17 protein-coding genes are annotated in these 19,780 nt (G+C 60.4%); 11 read left to right on the top strand and 6 right to left on the bottom strand.

From position 1 onward, the window contains the following. The first annotated feature begins 162 nt into the window (after nt 1-162). The 8 genes from AWU82_RS14910 (at nt 163) to AWU82_RS14875 (ending at nt 10,160) form a co-directional block, all read left to right on the top strand. Complete coding sequence (locus AWU82_RS14910; protein ID WP_007954670.1) at nt 163-1,077, top strand: LysR family transcriptional regulator; 915 nt, start codon at nt 163-165, stop codon at nt 1,075-1,077. Between the two features lie 99 nt (nt 1,078-1,176). After that, the gene (locus tag AWU82_RS14905; RefSeq protein WP_084777023.1) at nt 1,177-2,664 is read left to right on the top strand and encodes a gamma-aminobutyraldehyde dehydrogenase; all 1,488 of its coding nucleotides are present in this window, start codon (nt 1,177-1,179) and stop codon (nt 2,662-2,664) included. Nucleotides 2,665-2,746: 82 nt separating this feature from the next. Beyond that, nucleotides 2,747-3,898 carry a putative ABC transporter substrate-binding protein YdcS gene (gene ydcS / locus AWU82_RS14900; protein ID WP_064382398.1) on the top strand — a complete coding sequence of 384 codons (1,152 nt, stop codon included), beginning with the start codon at nt 2,747-2,749 and terminating at the stop codon, nt 3,896-3,898. A gap of 201 nt (nt 3,899-4,099) precedes the next feature. After that, nucleotides 4,100-5,137: an ABC transporter ATP-binding protein gene (locus AWU82_RS14895; RefSeq protein WP_064382399.1), complete on the top strand. Its 1,038-nt coding sequence runs from the start codon at nt 4,100-4,102 to the stop codon at nt 5,135-5,137. A 1-nt stretch (nt 5,138) separates the two neighbouring features. Continuing rightward, entirely contained in the window at nt 5,139-6,074 is a 936-nt protein-coding gene (locus AWU82_RS14890; RefSeq protein WP_064382400.1) for an ABC transporter permease, read from the top strand. Next, nucleotides 6,064-6,873 carry an ABC transporter permease gene (locus tag AWU82_RS14885; RefSeq protein ID WP_007954663.1) on the top strand — a complete coding sequence of 270 codons (810 nt, stop codon included), beginning with the start codon at nt 6,064-6,066 and terminating at the stop codon, nt 6,871-6,873. The genes AWU82_RS14890 and AWU82_RS14885 overlap by 11 nt, the downstream gene beginning before the upstream one ends. Before the next feature lie 164 nt (nt 6,874-7,037). After that, complete coding sequence (locus tag AWU82_RS14880) at nt 7,038-8,462, top strand: gamma-aminobutyraldehyde dehydrogenase (protein WP_064382401.1); 1,425 nt, start codon at nt 7,038-7,040, stop codon at nt 8,460-8,462. Between the two features lie 213 nt (nt 8,463-8,675). Beyond that, nucleotides 8,676-10,160, top strand: a complete 1,485-nt coding sequence (locus tag AWU82_RS14875; RefSeq protein ID WP_064382402.1) for an APC family permease — start codon at nt 8,676-8,678, stop codon at nt 10,158-10,160. 58 nt (nt 10,161-10,218) lie between these two features. On the opposite strand, the gene AWU82_RS14870 is transcribed toward AWU82_RS14875, so the two are convergent. Further along, nucleotides 10,219-10,776 carry a hypothetical protein gene (locus AWU82_RS14870; protein WP_064382403.1) on the bottom strand — a complete coding sequence of 186 codons (558 nt, stop codon included), beginning with the start codon at nt 10,774-10,776 and terminating at the stop codon, nt 10,219-10,221. 502 nt (nt 10,777-11,278) lie between these two features. On the opposite strand from AWU82_RS14870, the gene AWU82_RS14865 reads away from it, so the two are divergent. Then, nucleotides 11,279-11,764 (top strand): BRO-N domain-containing protein, encoded by a 486-nt coding sequence (locus AWU82_RS14865; RefSeq protein WP_064382404.1) that lies wholly within the window; start codon nt 11,279-11,281, stop codon nt 11,762-11,764. Nucleotides 11,765-11,819: 55 nt separating this feature from the next. Here the strand turns inward: AWU82_RS14865 and AWU82_RS14860 are convergent, their stop codons facing one another. Next, entirely contained in the window at nt 11,820-12,005 is a 186-nt protein-coding gene (locus AWU82_RS14860; protein WP_007954656.1) for a hypothetical protein, read from the bottom strand. A 403-nt stretch (nt 12,006-12,408) separates the two neighbouring features. Here AWU82_RS14860 and AWU82_RS14855 point away from each other — a divergent pair, with 403 nt between their 5' ends. After that, on the top strand, nt 12,409-14,037 hold the full coding sequence (locus tag AWU82_RS14855) for a glucan biosynthesis protein D (protein ID WP_064382405.1): 1,629 nt from the start codon (nt 12,409-12,411) through the stop codon (nt 14,035-14,037). A gap of 121 nt (nt 14,038-14,158) precedes the next feature. On the opposite strand, the gene AWU82_RS14850 is transcribed toward AWU82_RS14855, so the two are convergent. The 4 genes from AWU82_RS14850 to AWU82_RS14835 all read right to left on the bottom strand — a co-directional run bounded on the left by AWU82_RS14850 (nt 14,159) and on the right by AWU82_RS14835 (nt 18,429). Then, nucleotides 14,159-14,692, bottom strand: coding sequence for a GNAT family N-acetyltransferase (locus AWU82_RS14850; RefSeq protein ID WP_064382406.1), 534 nt, complete (start codon nt 14,690-14,692; stop codon nt 14,159-14,161). A gap of 92 nt (nt 14,693-14,784) precedes the next feature. After that, nucleotides 14,785-15,891: an NADH:flavin oxidoreductase/NADH oxidase gene (locus AWU82_RS14845; RefSeq protein ID WP_011332626.1), complete on the bottom strand. Its 1,107-nt coding sequence runs from the start codon at nt 15,889-15,891 to the stop codon at nt 14,785-14,787. Between the two features lie 231 nt (nt 15,892-16,122). Continuing rightward, nucleotides 16,123-17,832: a single-stranded-DNA-specific exonuclease RecJ gene (gene recJ, locus AWU82_RS14840; protein WP_064382407.1), complete on the bottom strand. Its 1,710-nt coding sequence runs from the start codon at nt 17,830-17,832 to the stop codon at nt 16,123-16,125. Between the two features lie 54 nt (nt 17,833-17,886). Then, the gene (locus AWU82_RS14835; RefSeq protein ID WP_011332624.1) at nt 17,887-18,429 is read right to left on the bottom strand and encodes a YaeQ family protein; all 543 of its coding nucleotides are present in this window, start codon (nt 18,427-18,429) and stop codon (nt 17,887-17,889) included. Between the two features lie 146 nt (nt 18,430-18,575). Here AWU82_RS14835 and AWU82_RS14830 point away from each other — a divergent pair, with 146 nt between their 5' ends. Then, complete coding sequence (locus AWU82_RS14830; RefSeq protein WP_064382408.1) at nt 18,576-19,775, top strand: CaiB/BaiF CoA transferase family protein; 1,200 nt, start codon at nt 18,576-18,578, stop codon at nt 19,773-19,775. Nucleotides 19,776-19,780: the final 5 nt, after the last annotated feature.

Raw genomic sequence — 19,780 nt, 5'->3', positions numbered from 1 at the left:
AGGGGGTTATCCGGATCAATAAGGCCCTCAGCCTAGTTCGAAAGTGCCCGTCACTTGGGTGCGAGTGTGCTTCCAGATGTTGCCTGGCCCACCGCAGCCCTTCGCGAAAATAGATATACACTCGAGGCAATCTATAAAAACCGCCCACCGGGTAAACCTTCCATGATGACCTTGCGTCAGATCCGCCATTTCATCGCCGTGGCCGAGACCGGCTCGATCTCCGCCGCTGCGCAAACCGCGTTCATTTCCCAATCGACCCTGACCCTGGCCATCCAGCAACTGGAGGAAGAGATCGGCGTCAGCCTGTTCAATCGCCACGCCAAGGGTATGACGCTCACCCATCAGGGCCACCAGTTCCTGCGCCAGGCGCACCTGATTCTGGCGACCGTGGACAACGCCAAACGCAGCCTGCAACAGAGTACCGATCAGGTCGCCGGGCAGTTGATCGTCGGGGTGACCAGTCTGGTGGCCGGTTATTACCTGGCGGATTTGCTCACCCGTTTTCAGCGCGCCTATCCCAATGTCGAGATCCGGGTGATGGAGGACGAGCGGCCGTACATCGAGCATCTGCTGGTCAGCGGCGAGATCGATGTAGGGGTGCTGATCCTCTCCAACCTCGAAGACCGCCACGCGTTGCAGACCGAAGTGCTGACCCACTCACCACATCGTTTGTGGCTGCCGGCCCAGCATCCGCTGCTGGAACACGACAGTATCAACCTTGCCGATGTCGCCCGGGAGCCGTTGATTCAACTGAACGTCGACGAGATGGATCGCAACGCCCAACGCCTGTGGCGCGGCGCCGGACTACAACCGAAGATCACCCTCAGAACCGCGTCCACCGAAGCAGTACGAAGTCTGGTGGCAGCGGGGCTCGGCGTGTCGATCCAGCCGGACATGACCTACCGACCGTGGTCGCTGGAAGGCGACATCATCGAGGCGCGACCAATTGCCGACCTCAACCAGACCCTCGACGTCGGTCTGGCCTGGCGTCGCGGCACCGCCCGCCCCGCGCTGGTCGATCCGTTCCTGACTGTGGCCCGCGAGCAGCCGCACGGCGGACGCAAGCCATCTATTTAATCGAATGCCACCTTCAGTATTTAGAATTTGTCGACCCCGGAGCCGCGCACTAGTCTTGCTGCATCTATAAGACGGTCGGCTCCCGGAACAGGGAGCAACATGGCCATACAAGAAAAGAGATCACGGAAAATGGCTGGCGCGCAGACCCACATGCACACCGCGTTGCTGATCGACGGCGAACTGGTCGCTGGCCAGGGTTTTGTCGAACCGATCCTCAAACCGGCCACCGGCGAAGTCCTGACTCAGATCGCCGAAGCCAGCACCGAGCAAGTCGAAGCCGCCATCCTTGCCGCCCACAGCGCCTTTGCCGAGTGGTCGCGCACCACCCCGCAACAACGTTCGAACCTGCTGCTGGAAATCGCCAACGCCGTCGAAAAACACGCCGATCACCTCGCCCGTCTCGAAGCCCTGAACTGCGGCAAGCCGCTGCATCTGGCGCGGCAGGACGATTTGACCGCCACGGTCGATGTGTTTCGCTTCTTCGCCGGCGCCGTGCGCTGCCAGACCGGCCAGCTCAGCGGCGAATACGTGCCGGGCTACACCAGCATGGTGCGCCGCGATCCGATTGGCGTCGTCGCCTCGATTGCACCGTGGAACTACCCGATCATGATGGCCGCGTGGAAGATCGCCCCGGCCCTCGCCGCCGGCAATACGCTGGTGTTCAAACCGTCCGAGCACACGCCGCTGTCGATTCTGGCACTGGCTCCGGCGTTGGCCGAAATCCTGCCGCGCGGGGTGATCAACATTGTCTGCGGTGGCGGCGAAGGGGTTGGCAGTCACTTGGTCGGGCATCCGAAAGTGCGCATGGTGTCGCTGACCGGCGATATCGTCACCGGCCAGAAAATCCTCCAGGCCGCCGCAAAAACCCTTAAACGCACCCACCTCGAACTCGGCGGCAAGGCTCCGGTGATCGTCTGCAACGACGCCGACCTCAAAGCCGTGGTCGAAGGCGTGCGTACTTATGGCTATTACAACGCCGGGCAGGATTGCACGGCGGCTTGCCGGATTTACGCCCAGGCCGGGATTCACGACAAATTGGTGGCCGAACTCGGCGCGGCGGTCAGCAGTCTGCGTTTTGCCGGCAAACGCGATGCGGATAACGAAATCGGCCCGCTGATCAGCACCCGTCAGCGCGACCGCGTGGCCAGCTTCGTCGAGCGCGCCCTCGGCCAGCCGCACATCGAGCGGGTGACCGGCGCGGCGGTGCATTCCGGCGCCGGGTTCTTCTATCAGCCAACCCTGCTGGCCGGTTGCAAACAGAGCGATGAAATCGTCCAGCGCGAAGTGTTCGGCCCGGTGGTGACCGTGACCCGCTTCGACGAACTGGCGCAAGCGGTGGACTGGGCCAATGACTCCGAATATGGCCTCGCCTCGTCGGTCTGGACCCAGAATCTGGACAAGGCAATGCAGGTCGCCGCACGCCTGCAATACGGCTGCACCTGGATCAACAGCCATTTCATGCTGGTCAGCGAAATGCCCCACGGCGGCCTGAAACGCTCCGGCTACGGCAAAGACTTATCCAGCGATTCGCTACAGGACTACAGCGTGGTGCGGCACATCATGGCCCGCCATGGCCAGCATCTCTGACTACGCTAATAACAAGCCGCTAACGGCATGCTTCACCGCGTTCACAACTGCCCCGACCATAATTTAAAGAAGAGGGTTCACCATGTTCGTGCACAAGACCGCACTGTTCAGTGCAATCACCACGGCCCTGCTGGCCAGCGCCAGCCTGCAGGCTGCCGAGCCGCTGAAAGCCGTCGGCGCCGGCGAAGGCCAGCTGGATATCGTCGCCTGGCCCGGCTACATCGAACGCGGTGAAAGCGACAAGGCCTACGACTGGGTGACCGGTTTCGAGAAGGAAACCGGCTGCAAGGTCAATGTGAAAACCGCCGCCACCTCTGACGAAATGGTCAGCCTGATGGCCAAGGGCGGTTACGACCTGGTGACGGCGTCGGGCGATGCGTCGTTGCGGTTGATCGTCGGCAAGCGTGTGCAGCCGATCAACACCGCGTTGATCCCGAATTGGAAGTCCCTCGACCCGCGCCTGAAAGACGCGCCGTGGTACGTGGTCAACAACCAGACCTACGGCACCCCGTACCAGTGGGGCCCGAACGTGCTGATGTACAACACCAACGTCTTCAAGACTGCGCCGACCAGCTGGAACGTGGTGTTCGACGCGCAGAACCTGCCCGACGGCAAGCCGAACAAGGGCCGCGTGCAGGCTTACGACGGCCCGATCTACATCGCCGATGCGGCGCTCTATCTGAAGTCCACCAAGCCTGAGCTGGGGATCAAGGATCCGTACCAACTCACTGAAGATCAGTACAAGGCGGTGCTGGAACTGTTGCGCGCCCAGCAGAAGCTGATCCACCGCTACTGGCACGACACCACCGTGCAGATGAGCGACTTCAAGAACGAAGGCGTGGTCGCGTCCAGCGCCTGGCCGTACCAGGTCAACGGCTTGATCAACGAGAAACAGCCGATCGCGTCGACCGTGCCGAAAGAAGGCGCCACCGGTTGGGCCGACACCACCATGCTGCACGCCGAGGCCAAGCACCCGAACTGCGCGTACAAGTGGATGGACTGGTCGCTGCAGCCGAAAGTCCAGGGTGATGTGGCGGCATGGTTCGGTTCGTTGCCGGCGGTTCCGGCGGCTTGCCAGGGTAGCGAGCTGCTGGGGGCCGAGGGGTGCAAGACCAACGGGTTCGATCAGTTCGACAAGATCGCTTTCTGGAAAACCCCGCAGGCTGAGGGTGGGAAGTTTGTGCCGTATAGCCGGTGGACGCAGGACTACATTGCGATTATGGGCGGTCGCTGACACGCCGCTCTAGCCCGATCGTTCCCACGCTCTGCGTGGGAATGCATCACCGGACGCTCCGCGTCCATTCGCAAGAGCTGACGCAGAGCGTCACGGGCTGCATTCCCACGCAGAGCGTGGGAACGATCAATTCGAATACTGTTTTTCAGAAGTCCAGGCAGGGCCGCTGCGACGGCCTTCGCCTTTTCGGAGCACCGCATCATGACGCTTGCAGTCCAGTTCACCAATGTTTCCCGGCAGTTCGGCGAAGTGAAGGCCGTTGACCGGGTTTCCATCGACATCCAGGACGGCGAGTTCTTTTCCATGCTCGGCCCTTCCGGTTCGGGCAAGACCACGTGCCTGCGCCTGATCGCCGGGTTTGAGCAACCGAGCGCTGGCTCGATCCGCATTCACGGCGCCGAAGCCGCCGGTCTGCCGCCTTATCAACGCGACGTCAACACGGTGTTTCAGGACTACGCGCTGTTCCCGCACATGAACGTGCTGGACAACGTCGCCTACGGTTTGAAAGTCAAAGGCGTGAGCAAAACCGAGCGCCACAAACGCGCCGAAGAAGCCTTGGACATGGTCGCCCTCGGCGGCTACGGCACGCGTAAACCGGTGCAGTTGTCCGGCGGTCAGCGCCAGCGTGTTGCCCTCGCCCGCGCGCTGGTCAATCGCCCGCGAGTGCTGTTGCTCGACGAACCGCTGGGCGCCCTCGACCTGAAGCTGCGGGAACAGATGCAGAGCGAACTGAAGAAGCTCCAACGTCAGCTCGGCATCACCTTCATCTTCGTCACCCACGATCAGACCGAAGCGTTGTCGATGTCCGACCGCGTGGCCGTGTTCAACAAGGGTCGCATCGAGCAGGTCGATACGCCGCGCAATCTGTACATGAAACCCACCACGACTTTCGTCGCCGAATTCGTCGGCACCTCGAACGTGATTCGCGGCGATCTGGCGCGCCAGCTCAGCGGTCATCCGCAGCCGTTTTCGATCCGCCCGGAACACGTGCGTTTCGCCGAAGGTCCGCTGGCCAGCCACGAGATCGAAGTCAGTGGTCTGCTCCACGACATTCAATATCAGGGCAGCGCCACGCGCTATGAACTGACCCTGGAAAACGGCCAGACCCTGAGCATCAGCCAGGCCAACAATCAGTGGATCGACAGCAGCGCGCAGCACCAGACCGGTCAGCGCATCAGCGCTCGCTGGGCGCGGGAAGCGATGATTCCGTTGCACGACACCGTTGCGAGCGGGGTGTGACATGACCGCCCTCGCTATTCCTCAATCGGCGCCGTTGCGCAGGTTTTCCAACCTGCTCTATCGCAAGCCGAATCTGTATCTGTCGATGCTGCTGGTGCCGCCGCTGTTGTGGTTCGGCGCGATCTATCTGGGCTCGCTGCTGGTGCTGTTGTGGCAAGGTTTCTACACCTTCGACGACTTCACCATGGCGGTCACGCCCGACCTGACCCTGGCCAACTTCGCGGCGCTTTTCCAGCCGTCGAACTTCGACATCATCCTGCGCACCCTGAGCATGGCCGTCGTGGTGTCGATCGCCAGCGCCATCGTCGCATTCCCGATTGCCTACTACATGGCGCGCTACACCAGCGGCAAGACCAAGGCATTTTTCTACATCGCGGTGATGATGCCGATGTGGGCCAGTTACATCGTCAAGGCCTACGCCTGGACGCTGCTGCTGGCCAAGGGCGGCGTGGCGCAGTGGTTCGTTCAGCACCTGGGGCTGGAGCCGGTTCTGCAGTTCATTCTGGGGATTCCCGGTGTCGGCGGCAGCACCTTGTCGACCTCGCACCTGGGGCGGTTCATGGTGTTCGTCTACATCTGGCTGCCGTTCATGATCCTGCCGATCCAGGCCTCGCTGGAGCGCCTGCCGCCGTCGTTGCTGCAAGCCTCCGCCGATCTCGGGGCCAAGCCGCGCCAGACTTTCATGCAGGTGATTCTGCCGCTGTCGGTGCCGGGGATTGCTGCCGGTTCGATCTTCACGTTTTCGCTGACCTTGGGCGACTTCATCGTGCCGCAACTGGTGGGCCCGCCGGGCTACTTCGTCGGCAGCATGGTCTACGCGCAACAGGGCGCAATCGGCAACATGCCGATGGCCGCAGCGTTCACGCTGGTGCCGATCGTGCTGATCGCAATCTACCTGTCCATCGTCAAACGACTGGGGGCCTTCGATGCACTCTGAAAAGGCTTCAATAGGCTTGCGCATTGCAGCCTGGGGCGGGCTGGTGTTTCTGCACTTCCCGATCCTGATCATCTTCCTCTACGCCTTCAACACCGAAGACGCGGCGTTCAGCTTTCCACCGAAAGGCTTCACGCTGCACTGGTTCAGTGTGGCGTTTTCGCGGCCTGACGTGCTGGAAGCGATCAAGCTGTCGTTGCAGATCGCGGCCATCGCCACACTGATCGCGATGGTGCTCGGCACCCTCGCTTCCGCTGCGCTTTATCGCCGGGATTTCTTCGGCAAGCAGGGCATTTCGCTGATGCTGATCCTGCCTATCGCACTGCCGGGGATCATCACCGGGATCGCGTTGCTGGCGACTTTCAAGACGTTGGGGATCGAGCCGGGAATGTTCACCATCATCGTCGGCCACGCGACCTTCTGCGTGGTGATCGTCTACAACAACGTCATCGCCCGTCTGCGCCGTACCTCGCACAGTCTGATCGAGGCGTCGATGGATCTCGGCGCCGACGGCTGGCAGACCTTTCGCTACATCATCCTGCCGAACCTCGGCTCGGCGCTGCTCGCCGGGGGCATGCTCGCGTTTGCGCTGTCGTTCGATGAAATCATCGTCACCACCTTCACCGCCGGCCATGAACGCACCTTGCCGCTGTGGTTGCTCAACCAGTTGAGCCGCCCTCGGGACGTGCCGGTGACCAACGTCGTGGCGATGCTCGTGATGCTGGTGACCATGCTGCCGATCCTCGGCGCCTACTACCTGACCCGGGGTGGCGAGAGCGTGGCCGGCAGCGGCGGCAAATGAATATCTAACAAACACCACAACTCCCTGTGGGAGCTGGCTTGCCAGCGATGACGGTGTGTCAGCCGCCATCAATTTTGAACGGGATGGCCTCATCGCGGGCAAGCCCGCTCCCACAGGATTCTCGATTCGGCCAGAAAAATAAAAGTGCTAGTGAGGACAACAACATGCAAACCAAACTCTTGATCAACGGCCAACTGGTCAACGGCGAAGGCCCGGCGCAACCGGTGCTCAACCCGGCGCGCGGTGACGTGCTGTTGGAAATCAACGAGGCCACCGAGGCCCAGGTCGATGCCGCCGTGCGCGCCGCCGACAGTGCCTTCGCCGAATGGTCGCAGACCACGCCGAAAGACCGTTCGCTGTTGCTGCTCAAACTCGCCGACGCCATCGAAGCCCACGGCGAAGAACTGGCGAAACTGGAATCGGACAACTGCGGAAAACCCTACAGTGCCGCGCTGAACGACGAGATCCCGGCAATTGCCGACGTGTTCCGTTTCTTCGCCGGTGCCAGCCGTTGCATGAGTGGTTCGGCCGGTGGCGAATACCTGCCCGGCCACACCTCGATGATCCGCCGTGACCCGGTGGGCGTGATCGCCTCCATCGCGCCGTGGAACTACCCGCTGATGATGGTCGCCTGGAAAATCGCCCCGGCCCTCGCCGCCGGTAATACCGTGGTACTCAAGCCGTCGGAACAAACCCCGCTGACCGCGTTGCGTCTGGCCGAACTGGCGTCGGACATTTTCCCGGCGGGTGTACTCAATCTGGTGTTCGGGCGTGGACCGAGCGTGGGCAGCCCGTTGGTAACTCATCCGAAAGTGCGCATGGTGTCGCTGACCGGCTCCATCGCCACCGGTTCGAACATCATTTCCAGCACCGCCGACAGCGTCAAACGCATGCACATGGAATTGGGCGGCAAGGCGCCGGTGATCATCTTCGACGACGCCGACATTGATGCGGCGGTCGAAGGCATTCGCACCTTCGGTTTCTACAACGCTGGCCAGGACTGCACCGCGGCGTGCCGGATCTACGCCCAGCAAGGCATCTACGACAAGTTCGTCGAGAAGCTCGGCGCGGCGGTCAGCAGCATCAAGTACGGCTTACAGGATGATCCGTCGACCGAACTCGGGCCGCTGATCACCGCCCAACATCGCGACCGCGTGGCCGGGTTTGTCGAACGCGCCGTGGCGCAACCGCACATTCGCTTGATCACTGGCGGCAAGGCTGTCGAAGGCAACGGTTTCTTCTTCGAACCAACGGTGCTGGCCGACGCCCAGCAGGACGATGAGATCGTCCGCCGCGAAGTGTTCGGGCCGGTGGTGTCGGTGACCAAATTCACCGATGAAGCCCAGGCGCTGGAATGGGTCAACGATTCGGACTACGGCCTGGCGTCTTCGGTGTGGACGGCGGATGTAGGACGCGCCCATCGCCTGTCCGCGCGGTTGCAGTACGGCTGCACCTGGGTGAATACCCACTTCATGCTTGTCAGCGAAATGCCTCATGGCGGTCAGAAACTGTCCGGCTACGGCAAGGACATGTCCATGTACGGGCTGGAGGACTACACCACGGTTCGGCATGTGATGTTCAAGCACTAAAAGCATCGCTGGCAAGCCAGCTCCCACAGGGTTCAGTGCAGCTCTAGTGGGAGCTGGCTTGCCAGCGATGGCGTCACTCCGGTTTCAGGAAGAAAACCGGCATTACGCACCACCAGGCATTCAAAACAATAACTACCGATCCGGGCGGCGCTCACCAAGCCCCGCCACGGTTTCGGCCATCCGAAATCTGCCGATTTCACGGAGCAAACACACATGAGTGCATCACCCGAACTCTCAGCCGCCGTTGCCGACAGCGATGCCGAACAACTGCGTCAACTGGGCTACACCTCCAACTTCAACCGCAGCATGAGCCTGTGGGAAAACTTCGCACTGGGCTTCACTTATCTGTCACCGGTTGTAGGGGTTTATACCCTGTTCGGCCTGTGTCTGGCCGCTGGCGGGCCACCGATGTTCTGGGCTTATTTGCTGGTCGGCTGCGGTCAGTTGCTGGTGTGCCTGATCTTCGGCGAAGTGGTGTCGCAGTTCCCGATTTCCGGCGGTGTCTATCCTTGGGCGCGTCGCTTGGTGGGCAAGAAATGGGCATGGATGGTCGGCTGGATCTACTCCATCGCCCTGTGCGTGACCATCGCCGCCGTTGCGGTCGGTGCCGGCCCGTACCTCGCCGCCATGCTGGGTTTTGAGCCGAGCAACAACACCAACATCGTCATCGCCCTGGTGCTGACGCTGTTCGCCACCCTGGTGAATCTCAGCGGCACCAAAGTGCTGGCGCGGATCGCCATGTTCGGCTTCCTCTGCGAACTGGTGGGCGCGGTGATCGTCGGCGTGTACCTGCTGATTTTCGAGCGTCACCAACCGATCAGCGTGCTGTTCAACACCTTCGATATCAGCGTCGACGGCTCCTACCTGCCGGCATTCCTCACCGCTTCATTGGCGGGGATGTTCCTCTACTACGGCTTCGAAGCCTGCGGCGACGTCGCCGAAGAAACCCCGAACCCGAGCGCAAAAATCCCGGTGGCCATGCGCATGACCATCTACATCGGCGGCATCGCGGCAATGTTCGCTTGCCTGGCGCTGATCCTCGCCGTGCCGGACATGCAAGCGGTGATCAACGGCACCGACAAAGACCCGGTCACCACCATCCTCAACAATGCCTTCGGCCCGGTGGGTTCGAAAGTGGTGATGGGCGTGGTGATGATTTCCTTCATCTCCTGCGTCATCAGCCTGCAAGCGGCGGCAAGTCGTCTGCTGTATTCCTACGCTCGCGATGAAATGGTCATCGGCAGCCGACTGCTGAAAAAGATTTCTCCTACGACCCAGGTGCCGGTTGCCGCCCTGTTCGTGTCCGGCGTCCTGCCCGGCCTGATCATCGCCCTCGGCTTATTCCTGCAAGACGCCGTGGCCACCATCGTCAGCTTCGCCGCCATCGGCATCTACCTCGCGTTCCAGATGATCGTCCTCGCCGCCCTGTACGCCCGCAGCAAAGGCTGGAAACCCAGCGGCAAGTTCACCCTCGGCGCCTGGGGCTGGCCGGTGAACATCGGCGCGCTGGTGTACGGCGTCGGCGCAATCATCAACATGGCCTGGCCCCGCACCCCGGATGCGGCGTGGTACATCAACTACGCGATGGTGCTGAGCACCGCGATCGTGATTGGGCTGGGGCTGGTTTATATGTGGATTGGCAAGCCGTATGACCATGGGAAGGCGCCGGCTGGGGATGCTTGGAAGGTGGGTCGGTAAAAGATTTTGGCCCCGGCACCGATAGAGTGCCGGGGTTCAAGAAAGCCGACGCAAAACATCAAAAGAAAAGCTCGGACTGATCGTATTTCAGCGAAGAAATACGATCGAACAGTTTGATTTTTTCGTTGGCTTTTTGCTTGGCGTGGTCAGACATGAATGCAATCAACTCTTCGAGCTGATTGACGTCACCCACCACTTTGAATTCCTTCTCCTTGTTGACGAAGACAAGGGACTTCTTCTTTCTCGACAACAGTTCTATGACGTTGCTGAGCGTACCGGTGCTCTTCGCATCCCATATCATCAAGCCGTAGTCAGCGGCTTCGGCCATCACCACGTCTTTCTCGGTGAAGAAGGCCCTCGATCCTTTGGAGTGTTTGGAGTCCACTGTTCTGGCGGGCCACTGTCCGAGGTTGTTCCGCGGTGCTGGACCACTACAGAACACTGTAGTTTTGGATCGCTCAAGACTCAGCAGATATTCCTGAATGGAGGTATCGGCACCACCTGCATCACCAACGACCACCTCGAATTCAGACGCAACGATATTACTGATACGCTCCTTAACCTTCGGATCAAGGTTCTTGATATTGATAGAGCCAGCAATAAATACAGTCGTCATTGAATTCACTTCCAGGTTAGCGCCGCTACGTAGATCTTCCCCACCTTCGGAAGAATCCTTTGAGCTGCCGCCCCCCACGGGGGATGCCGGAGATTCATAAAGGAAAAATCACGCTTCAGGTGCAGTCTGGCTGGCGGCCATACAAAAACAGGCATTTCCTACAGATGCAGGCTTCAAGAAGAAGCCACATTTCCTACGCTACGCGTCCACAGCGTAGACTTGGAGCCGCTAGCGCCTGACCGATAGGCTTTATCCCGTCGCTGCCCAATCAGCGGCCCGGGGTCGAAGCCGGTACATCATCAACATGGCGCAACTGCGTCCTCCATAGAAACCGAGGCTTTTTTGCCTTTCGGATTCGCGTTATGGCGGACCGTGTGGCGCGGGCCTCTCGGCTTCCATGTTGATCGAGAATGTTCCGACTTCGAACGCCGCACGGTTCGCCACCCAAATCTGTCGAAGGATTAGTGGCGGCTCTCATTTCAACATGGAGTAGAAATTGACTATGCACGCGCCAAATTCACCAGAGACCCAGACGCACTTTATCCCTACGGTCTTCACCCGCCACAACCGCTTCCTCCACGCCCTCCTGCTTGATCATCAAGCCTGGTTCTGCGCTCAAGATCTGGGCCGCATGATGGGCCATCCCTTGAACCCACGCGTCACGCTCAAACTCGACCCCGACCAACGCCGCACCGTTCGGCTGCGCAAGTACGGCAAAGTTGTCGAGACACCGATGGTCAGCGAATCCGGCATGTATGCGCTGCTGGTTCATCATTTCATCCCGGAAAACCGCAATCTGCGCCAATGGCTGAGCAATGAGGTGATTCCCATCCTGCGGGAAACCAGCTCAGCAATAGCGGAAAACTGCCCGAGCCTGAGCTCGATGCATTGGGCGGGCGTCACTGTGCCGCTGCTGCACTGGCAACAACAGGCCTGGGTGAAATGGCGGGACATGCCTGAGTTGATGCAGGCACAGCGTCCACGGTAAACCTCAAGAATGAAAAAGGGACGGACTTCACAGTCCGCCCCTTTGGTTTTTCACTTCAAAACCGCGAAACACTCCTCATCGCATCCACCAGATACCGCATCGCAATCCGGTCGCTTTCCGACAACTCCCGATAACGCTCCACCAGTTTCAGTTCATCGGGACTGAGCCGGCGTCTTCGCCGGACGTTGGTGAGGCAGGGAAAGATGCCCAACATTTCGGTGATGCCTTGTCCTTTTGTCATGGACGATGTCCTTTTCCAGTACGTCAGAAATTTTCGAAAACCGCATCGCCCTGCTCCTTTAAGCAGCGATTTGAGCCCTGCCGGTCGGATGAGTCGTGACCGGCGATGCCCATAGAATAGTAATTAAATCGGCGCTGAAAAGTGGTTTTTAGAGTAATTAGTCGAAAAAAGCAGATATGCCCTATAAATCAGAAAAGACTGTGGGATAAGTAACCGTAACGTCTTGTTTCATTGAGACGCTGTCGCCGTGATATCAATGAATTTTGCAAAATCGGCGAACCGATTAAGCTAGCGGGCATCTGTTACTAGTCCGTAGCGTTTGGCCGAAGGCTTGTCCGAACCGTAATTTCTGATCCAGTACGTGCCAGGAACGGCGCGGGATTGTCCACGACAGGTTGTATTTATGCACCGCAGGAATTTGCTCAAAGCGTCCATGGCCATTGCGGCTTACACCGGCCTTTCCGCCTCCGGCCTGCTCGCCGCACGCGCCTGGGCCGCCTCTGGCGGTGCCGCCGACGGTGAAGCACAGGCTTTCGACTTCGAAACGCTGAAGCGTCAGGCCAAACAACTGGCCGGCAACGCCTATCAGGACACCAAACAGGTGCTGCCGCCGACCCTGGCGACCATGACCCCGCAGAACTTCAATGCGATCCGCTACGACGGCGAGCATTCGCTGTGGAAGGAGAACAAGGGTCAGCTCGATGTGCAGTTCTTCCACGTCGGCATGGGTTTCCGTCAGCCGGTGCGCATGTACAGCGTCGATCCAAAGACCCGCACGGCCCGCGAGGTGCATTTCCGCCCTCAGCTGTTCAACTATGAGAACACCTCGGTCGACACCCAGCAGCTCAAGGGCGATCTGGGGTTTGCCGGTTTCAAGCTGTTCAAGGCGCCGGAACTGGATCGGCATGACGTGGTGTCGTTCCTCGGCGCCAGCTACTTCCGCGCGGTGGATGCCACTGGCCAATATGGCCTCTCCGCCCGTGGCCTGGCCGTGGACACCTACGCCAGGAAACGCGAAGAATTCCCTGACTTCACCAAGTTCTGGTTCGAGACGCCGGATCAGAACGCGACCCGCTTTGTGGTCTACGCCCTGCTCGACTCGCCGAGCGCGACCGGCGCCTATCGCTTCGACATCGATTGCCAGGCTGAGCGCGTGGTGATGGAAGTCGATGCTCACATCAACGCCCGCACCGCCATCGAACAACTGGGCATCGCGCCGATGACCAGCATGTTCAGTTGCGGCACCCACGAGCGCCGGATGTGCGACACCATCCACCCGCAAATCCATGACTCGGATCGTCTGGCCATGTGGCGCGGCAACGGCGAGTGGATCTGCCGCCCGCTGAACAACCCGGCAACCCTGCAATTCAACGCCTTCGCCGACACCGATCCGAAAGGTTTCGGTCTGGTGCAGACCGACCACGAATTCGCCAACTATCAGGACACCGTCGACTGGTACAGCAAGCGCCCGAGCCTGTGGGTAGAACCTACAACCGCGTGGGGCGAAGGCTCTATCGATCTGCTGGAAATTCCTACAACCGGCGAGACACTCGATAACATCGTTGCGTTCTGGACGCCAAAGAAACCGGTAGCCGCCGGCGATTCGCTGAACTACGGCTACAAGCTCTACTGGAGTGCCCTGCCACCGGTCGGCACACCACTGGCGCGGGTACATGCGACCCGTTCCGGCATGGGGGGCTTCGTCGAAGGCTGGGCTCCAGGCGAGCATTATCCGCCGGTCTGGGCCCGTCGTTTTGCCGTGGACTTCACCGGTGGTGGGCTTGATCGCCTGCCACAGGGCACCGGGATCGAACCGGTGGTCACTTGCTCCAACGGCAAGGTGCAGGACTTCAGCGTGCTGGTGCTGGATGACATCAAGGGCTACCGGATCCTGTTCGACTGGTACCCGACCAATGACAGCGTGGAGCCGGTTGAACTGCGTCTGTTCATCCGCACCAACGACCGCACGCTGAGCGAGACCTGGTTGTACCAGTACTTCCCACCGGCGCCGGACAAGCGCAAATACCCTTGATGATTCTCTGACGTCGGATCGGGCCTCATCGCTGGCAAGCCAGCTCCCACATGGATATCGATTGATCACAGAGTTTGTGTACAACCGAAAACCTGTGGGAGCGAGCTTGCTCGCGATGGCGTCACTCCAGGCGACAGTAAAAGTGGATATCGTGAGGTTCGAGTGCAAACAGCTCGGGATCCGGTTGCGCCAGCAACCGGCAACCCTGGCGCTGATAGAACTCCACGGTATTGCGCGACTCGGTCGCCGAGACGTACAGCGCCTCGGCGCCGATCCTCCGACCATGGGCGCAGGCCAAGGCAAACAACCGCCCGCCCAGCCCCTGTCCACGCCAGCCGCGGCTGATGTGCAGAAACTTCAACTGCCGCATCTTCAAACCCTGATTGTGAATAACCCGGTTATCCACAACCACTGCCGCCACCAGCGTCTCGCCATCGAAAATCCCGTGTAGCCACCCACCGCTGCGCCAGCATTTTTCCAATACCCGCGCATTTTCCTCCGCCTCCCCTTCGGGCCAGCCGCGCATGTCGAAACGCGCCGGATACAGAATCAACTCACCGTTTTCCACGCGATAGCATTCTTCGACCAACTCGCTGCGGTCGATCAGCGCCAGCAGCGGCAAGTCAGACTCAGTCAGCTCACGTTCGATCAACATCGCGTTCCATTCCTTTGCAATTCCGTACGGCAGGCAAGAAAAAAACCCGCCAGTTCAATGGCGGGTTTTATAGGCTTTGCGGCGGGTCGGAATCAATCCCGCAGATCAGACTCGTGAATCGGCTGATCCCGATGGGTCGCACGCTGATACTGCGCCGGCCACACCGCTTTGCGTCCCCCCAGGTCATCGTCGGCGTGCAGCGGCCAGTACGGATCACGCAGCAGCTCACGGGCGAGGAAGATGATGTCGGCCTGACAGGTCCGCAGAATGTGCTCGGCCTGGGCCGGCTCGGTAATCATTCCCACGGTGCCGGTGGCGATACCTGACTCCTTGCGCACTCGTTCGGCGAAGCGCGTCTGATATCCCGGCCCCACGGGGATTTCCGCGTTGACTGCCGTGCCGCCCGATGACACATCGATCAGATCAGCCCCCAAGGCTTTCAGGCGTCGCGCCAGCTCCACGGTTTCATCGGGATTCCAGCCGTCTTCCACCCAATCGGTAGCCGAAAGGCGCACGAACACCGGCAGTTCTTCCGGCCACACCGCGCGTACCGCCTCGGTCACTTGCAGCACCAGGCGAATACGGTTTTCGAACGAACCGCCATACTGGTCGCGGCGCTGATTACTCAGCGGTGATAGAAACTGGTGCAGCAGATAACCGTGCGCCGCATGCACCTCGACCACACTGAAACCGGCGGTCAGCGCACGTTTGGCTGCGGCCACGAAATCCTGAATGACCTGGGCGATCTGCCCTTCATCCAGCTGTTTCGGTTGGGTGTGTTGCGGGTCAAAGGCAATCGGCGAAGGCCCCACCGGGATCCAGCCACCGTCCTCCGGTTTGACGCTGCCATGTTTGCCGATCCACGGCCGATGGGTGCTGGCCTTGCGCCCGGCGTGGGCCAATTGAATGCCGGCCACTGCGCCCTGTGCGTTGATGAAACGGGTGATGCGTTGCAGGGGTAGGATCTGTTCGTCGTTCCACAGGCCCAGGTCTTCGGCGGTGATCCGCCCGTCGGCCGTGATTGCCGTGGCTTCGGTAAACACCAGGCCAGCGCCCCCCACGGCACGACTGCCGAGGTGCACCAGATGCCAGTCATTGGCCAGGCCATCGACGCTGGAATACTGGCACATGGGCGACACGGCGATGCGGTTGGACAGGGTCAGTTGGCGAAGGGTAAAGGGTTCAAGCAGCAGACTCATGGGGCACCTCTCAAATCAGTGGGCAGGCTCCAGGGTTCTGTTTGAAAAGTCGACGAGTGACAGGAAAAAGGTGCAGCACCCGCCCCCGCGGGCAAAAAATTCGACAAGACGTCACAAGGCCAATCAAGCAGTGCTTAGAGCCTAGTCGACATCCGGGGATGAGGGAGGGTTCCGAAATGAAACAGCACAATTGAAGATGCCTGCGCCCTTCAGTAAAGGGCGCAATGATCTTTAGCGCGGCTCGATATGAGCAATCATCAACTGCACGGTCTCATTGCCGCGAAACTCGTTGAGGTCGAGCTTGTAAGCCAGTTCGACCCATTTGATCGTCGGGTTCGGCCAGATATCGCGATCAATCCCGAACGCGATGCCATCAAGCTTCACCGAACCGCATTCGGTTTTCAGCACCACTTTCAGGTGCCGCTCACCCACAACCCGCTGCTCGACCAACTGGAACACCCCGTGAAACAGCGGTTCTGGAAAATGCTGGCCCCATGGCCCGGCGTGGCGCAGGGCACGAGCCAGCTCCAGATGAAACTCCTCGACCGCCAGCGTGCCGTCCGACAGCAGGCGCCCGGTCAGGTCCTCTTCGCGAAGTTGCCTACGCACCTCGGCGTCGAAGGCCTCGGCAAACAACGAAAAATTCTCCTGCGGCAAGGTCAGACCGGCCGCCATCGCATGGCCACCGTACTTGCTGATCAGATCCGGATGTTGTGCCGCGACCACGCTCAGCGCATCACGAATATGGAAACCCTGCACCGAACGGCCCGAGCCCTTGAGCAGGCCGTCGCCGGCATCGGCGAAGGCGATGGTCGGGCGGAAATACCGCTCCTTCATCCGCGAAGCCAGGATACCGATGACGCCCTGGTGCCATTCCGGATCGAACAGGCACAAACCGAACGGCATCGACTCGACCGGCAAGTCCTTGAGCTGGGCCAGCGCTTCACGCTGCATGCCTTGCTCGATGGATTTGCGGTCCTGATTCATGCCGTCCAGTTGTGCGGCCATTTCCCGGGCCAGCGCAGGGTCGTGGGTCAGCAGGCATTCGATGCCCAGGCTCATGTCATCCAGACGTCCCGCCGCGTTCAGGCGCGGGCCGACGATAAATCCGAGGTCGGTAGACGTAATGCGCGAAGCCTCACGCTTGGCCACTTCCAGGATCGCCTTGATCCCCGGCCGCGCACGTCCGGCGCGAATTCGCTCCAGACCCTGGTGCACCAGAATCCGGTTGTTGGCATCCAACGGCACCACGTCGGCAACGCTGCCCAGCGCCACCAGATCCAGCAGTTCGCCGATGTTTGGCTGCGGCTTGTTCTCGTACCAGCCAAGGCTGCGCAGACGTGCACGCAAAGCCATCAACACGTAGAAAATCACCCCGACCCCGGCCAGCGCCTTGCTCGGGAACTCGCAGCCGGGCTGGTTCGGATTGACCAGTGCATCGGCCTGCGGCAGTTCATCGCCGGGCAAGTGGTGGTCAGTAATCAAGACCTTCAGGCCATGGCGCTTCGCGGCCGCGACACCTTCAACGCTGGAAATACCGTTGTCGACGGTGATCAGCAACTGCGGCTCGCGGGTCATCGCGACTTCGACGATTTCCGGGGTCAGGCCGTACCCGTATTCGAAGCGGTTTGGCACCAGATAATCGACGTGCGCCGCGCCCAGCAGGCGCAAACCGAGCACGCCCACGGTGCTGGCCGTCGCGCCGTCGGCGTCGAAGTCGCCGACGATCAGGATCCGCTGCCGCTGCTCCAGCGCTGTCACCAGCAGGTCAACCGCCGCATCGATCCCTTTGAGCTGCTGGAACGGAATCAGCCGCGCCAGGCTCTTGTCCAGCTCCGCCTCGGACTGCACGCCCCGCGCCGCATACAGGCGGGTCAGCAGGGGTGGCAGTTCACCGAGAAACGGCAGAGTGGCGGGCAACGGGCGAGGATCGATACGCATGGGGTGACAGGAGCTTCTCTTGAATACGTGGGATTTTTCCGGAGTAGCGCGGACTTAACCGCGCTCACCCTGCAGCCAGGTGAGCTGGACTTCGTGTTGGCCACGGTCATCGGTGACGAAGATCGTGCCTTCGCTGATCATTACGTCCCACTTGATGACGCGGGGCATGTCCTTGGCCAGGGTTTCCAGCACTTCCTGCGGGACTGCGGCAATGTTGACGTTCTTCAGGTTCTTGATTGCCGGAATCACTTTGCCTTCCCAGACGCGCAGGCTGCCGTAGGCCAGCAGACTGGTGCGCTCGGTGCGACGGGAGCACCAGGTCAAGCGATCGGCGTCCGGTTGGCCGACTTCGATCCAGTGCAGGACACGGTCGTCCAGGCTCTTTTCCCACAGCGCAGGTTCATCCACGTCCGACAGACCACGACCGAACGACAGTTGCTCGTTGTACCAGAGCGCGTAGGCCAACAGCCGCACGGTCATGCGTTCTTCGGTTTCCGAAGGATGGCGGGCGATAGTCTGCTTCACGTTCTCGTAGACGCTACGGTCGAGGTCGGTGAGGTTCAGTTCGAATTTGTAGGTAGTGGACGGCTGGGCCATGAACGGGCTTCTTGATACGAGGAAAGTCGGCAAGTCTAACCGATGCTGTAGGCAATCCACGAATTGATGGCGATCAACCTTGCGCGACTGACAGCCGGCTATGTTAAAACGCTGTATCTGCTCAGCCTTGTCCTACAGGATCTCGCATGCCGTTCGCCAACAAACCGCTCAGCGGTCTGAAAGTCATTGAATTGGGTACTTTGATTGCCGGGCCGTTTGCCTCGCGCATCTGCGGCGAGTTCGGCGCCGAAGTGATCAAGATCGAGTCGCCGGATGGCGGTGATCCATTGCGCAAATGGCGCAAATTGTACGAAGGCACATCGCTGTGGTGGTTCGTCCAGGCGCGCAACAAAAAGTCCCTGACGCTGAACCTGAAACACCCTGACGGCCTGGCGATTCTGAAAAAACTGCTCGGTGAAGCCGACATTCTGATCGAGAACTTCCGCCCCGGCGTACTGGAAAAACTCGGCCTGAGCTGGGAAACCCTGCACGCGCTGAACCCGAAACTGGTGATGGTGCGCCTGTCCGGTTTCGGCCAGACCGGGCCGATGAAAGATCAGCCAGGTTTCGGTGCGGTCGGCGAATCCATGGGCGGCCTGCGCTACATCACCGGTTTCGAAGACCGCCCGCCGGTACGCACCGGGATTTCCATCGGCGATTCGATTGCGGCTTTGTGGGGCGTGATCGGCGCGTTGATGGCCTTGCGTCATCGCGAGGTCAACGGCGGTCTCGGTCAGGTGGTCGATGTGGCGTTGTACGAAGCCATCTTCGCCATGATGGAAAGCATGGTCCCGGAGTTCGATGTGTTCGGATTCATTCGCGAGCGTACCGGCAACATCATGCCGGGCATCACACCCTCCTCGATCCACACCAGCGCCGACGGCAAACACGTGCAGATCGGCGCCAACGGTGATGCAATCTTCAAGCGCTTCATGCTGATCATCGGCCGTGAAGATCTGGCCAATGACGCGGCGCTGGCCAGCAATGACGGGCGCGACACTCGCCGCGACGAGCTATACGGCGTGATCGACCGCTGGGTCAATTCGCTGCCGCTGCAAACCGTGCTGGACCTGCTGAACGAGGCGGAAGTGCCCGCCAGCCGGATCTTCAGCGCCGAAGACATGTTCAACGATCCGCAGTACCTGGCCCGGGAAATGTTCCTGCAGGCCAAACTACCGGACGGCAAACCCTTCAAGATGCCAGGCATCGTGCCGAAACTCTCTGAGACACCCGGCTCGTCCGAATGGGTCGGACCGCAGCTCGGTGAACACAATGCGCAGGTACTCCACGATCTTGGCTACGACGAGAAGCAGATCGCCCGGCTTCGCGAAGACGGAGCCATCTGAGCTGA

Source organism: Pseudomonas glycinae (assembly GCF_001594225.2).
Taxonomy (GTDB): Bacteria; Pseudomonadota; Gammaproteobacteria; order Pseudomonadales; family Pseudomonadaceae; genus Aquipseudomonas; species Aquipseudomonas glycinae.
This window is presented reverse-complemented; position numbering and strand designations above follow the sequence as displayed.

Bases quoted from the DNA above. Each gene is read 5' to 3' on its own strand.
- AWU82_RS14910 (WP_007954670.1), top strand. From the start codon at position 163: ATGATGACCTTGCGTCAGATCCGCCATTTCATCGCCGTGGCCGAGACC.
- AWU82_RS14905 (WP_084777023.1), top strand. From the start codon at position 1,177: ATGGCCATACAAGAAAAGAGATCACGGAAAATGGCTGGCGCGCAGACC.
- ydcS (WP_064382398.1), top strand. From the start codon at position 2,747: ATGTTCGTGCACAAGACCGCACTGTTCAGTGCAATCACCACGGCCCTG.
- AWU82_RS14895 (WP_064382399.1), top strand. From the start codon at position 4,100: ATGACGCTTGCAGTCCAGTTCACCAATGTTTCCCGGCAGTTCGGCGAA.
- AWU82_RS14890 (WP_064382400.1), top strand. From the start codon at position 5,139: ATGACCGCCCTCGCTATTCCTCAATCGGCGCCGTTGCGCAGGTTTTCC.
- AWU82_RS14885 (WP_007954663.1), top strand. From the start codon at position 6,064: ATGCACTCTGAAAAGGCTTCAATAGGCTTGCGCATTGCAGCCTGGGGC.
- AWU82_RS14880 (WP_064382401.1), top strand. From the start codon at position 7,038: ATGCAAACCAAACTCTTGATCAACGGCCAACTGGTCAACGGCGAAGGC.
- AWU82_RS14875 (WP_064382402.1), top strand. From the start codon at position 8,676: ATGAGTGCATCACCCGAACTCTCAGCCGCCGTTGCCGACAGCGATGCC.
- AWU82_RS14870 (WP_064382403.1), bottom strand. From the start codon at position 10,776: ATGACGACTGTATTTATTGCTGGCTCTATCAATATCAAGAACCTTGAT.
- AWU82_RS14865 (WP_064382404.1), top strand. From the start codon at position 11,279: ATGCACGCGCCAAATTCACCAGAGACCCAGACGCACTTTATCCCTACG.
- AWU82_RS14860 (WP_007954656.1), bottom strand. From the start codon at position 12,005: ATGACAAAAGGACAAGGCATCACCGAAATGTTGGGCATCTTTCCCTGC.
- AWU82_RS14855 (WP_064382405.1), top strand. From the start codon at position 12,409: ATGCACCGCAGGAATTTGCTCAAAGCGTCCATGGCCATTGCGGCTTAC.
- AWU82_RS14850 (WP_064382406.1), bottom strand. From the start codon at position 14,692: ATGTTGATCGAACGTGAGCTGACTGAGTCTGACTTGCCGCTGCTGGCG.
- AWU82_RS14845 (WP_011332626.1), bottom strand. From the start codon at position 15,891: ATGAGTCTGCTGCTTGAACCCTTTACCCTTCGCCAACTGACCCTGTCC.
- recJ (WP_064382407.1), bottom strand. From the start codon at position 17,832: ATGCGTATCGATCCTCGCCCGTTGCCCGCCACTCTGCCGTTTCTCGGT.
- AWU82_RS14835 (WP_011332624.1), bottom strand. From the start codon at position 18,429: ATGGCCCAGCCGTCCACTACCTACAAATTCGAACTGAACCTCACCGAC.
- AWU82_RS14830 (WP_064382408.1), top strand. From the start codon at position 18,576: ATGCCGTTCGCCAACAAACCGCTCAGCGGTCTGAAAGTCATTGAATTG.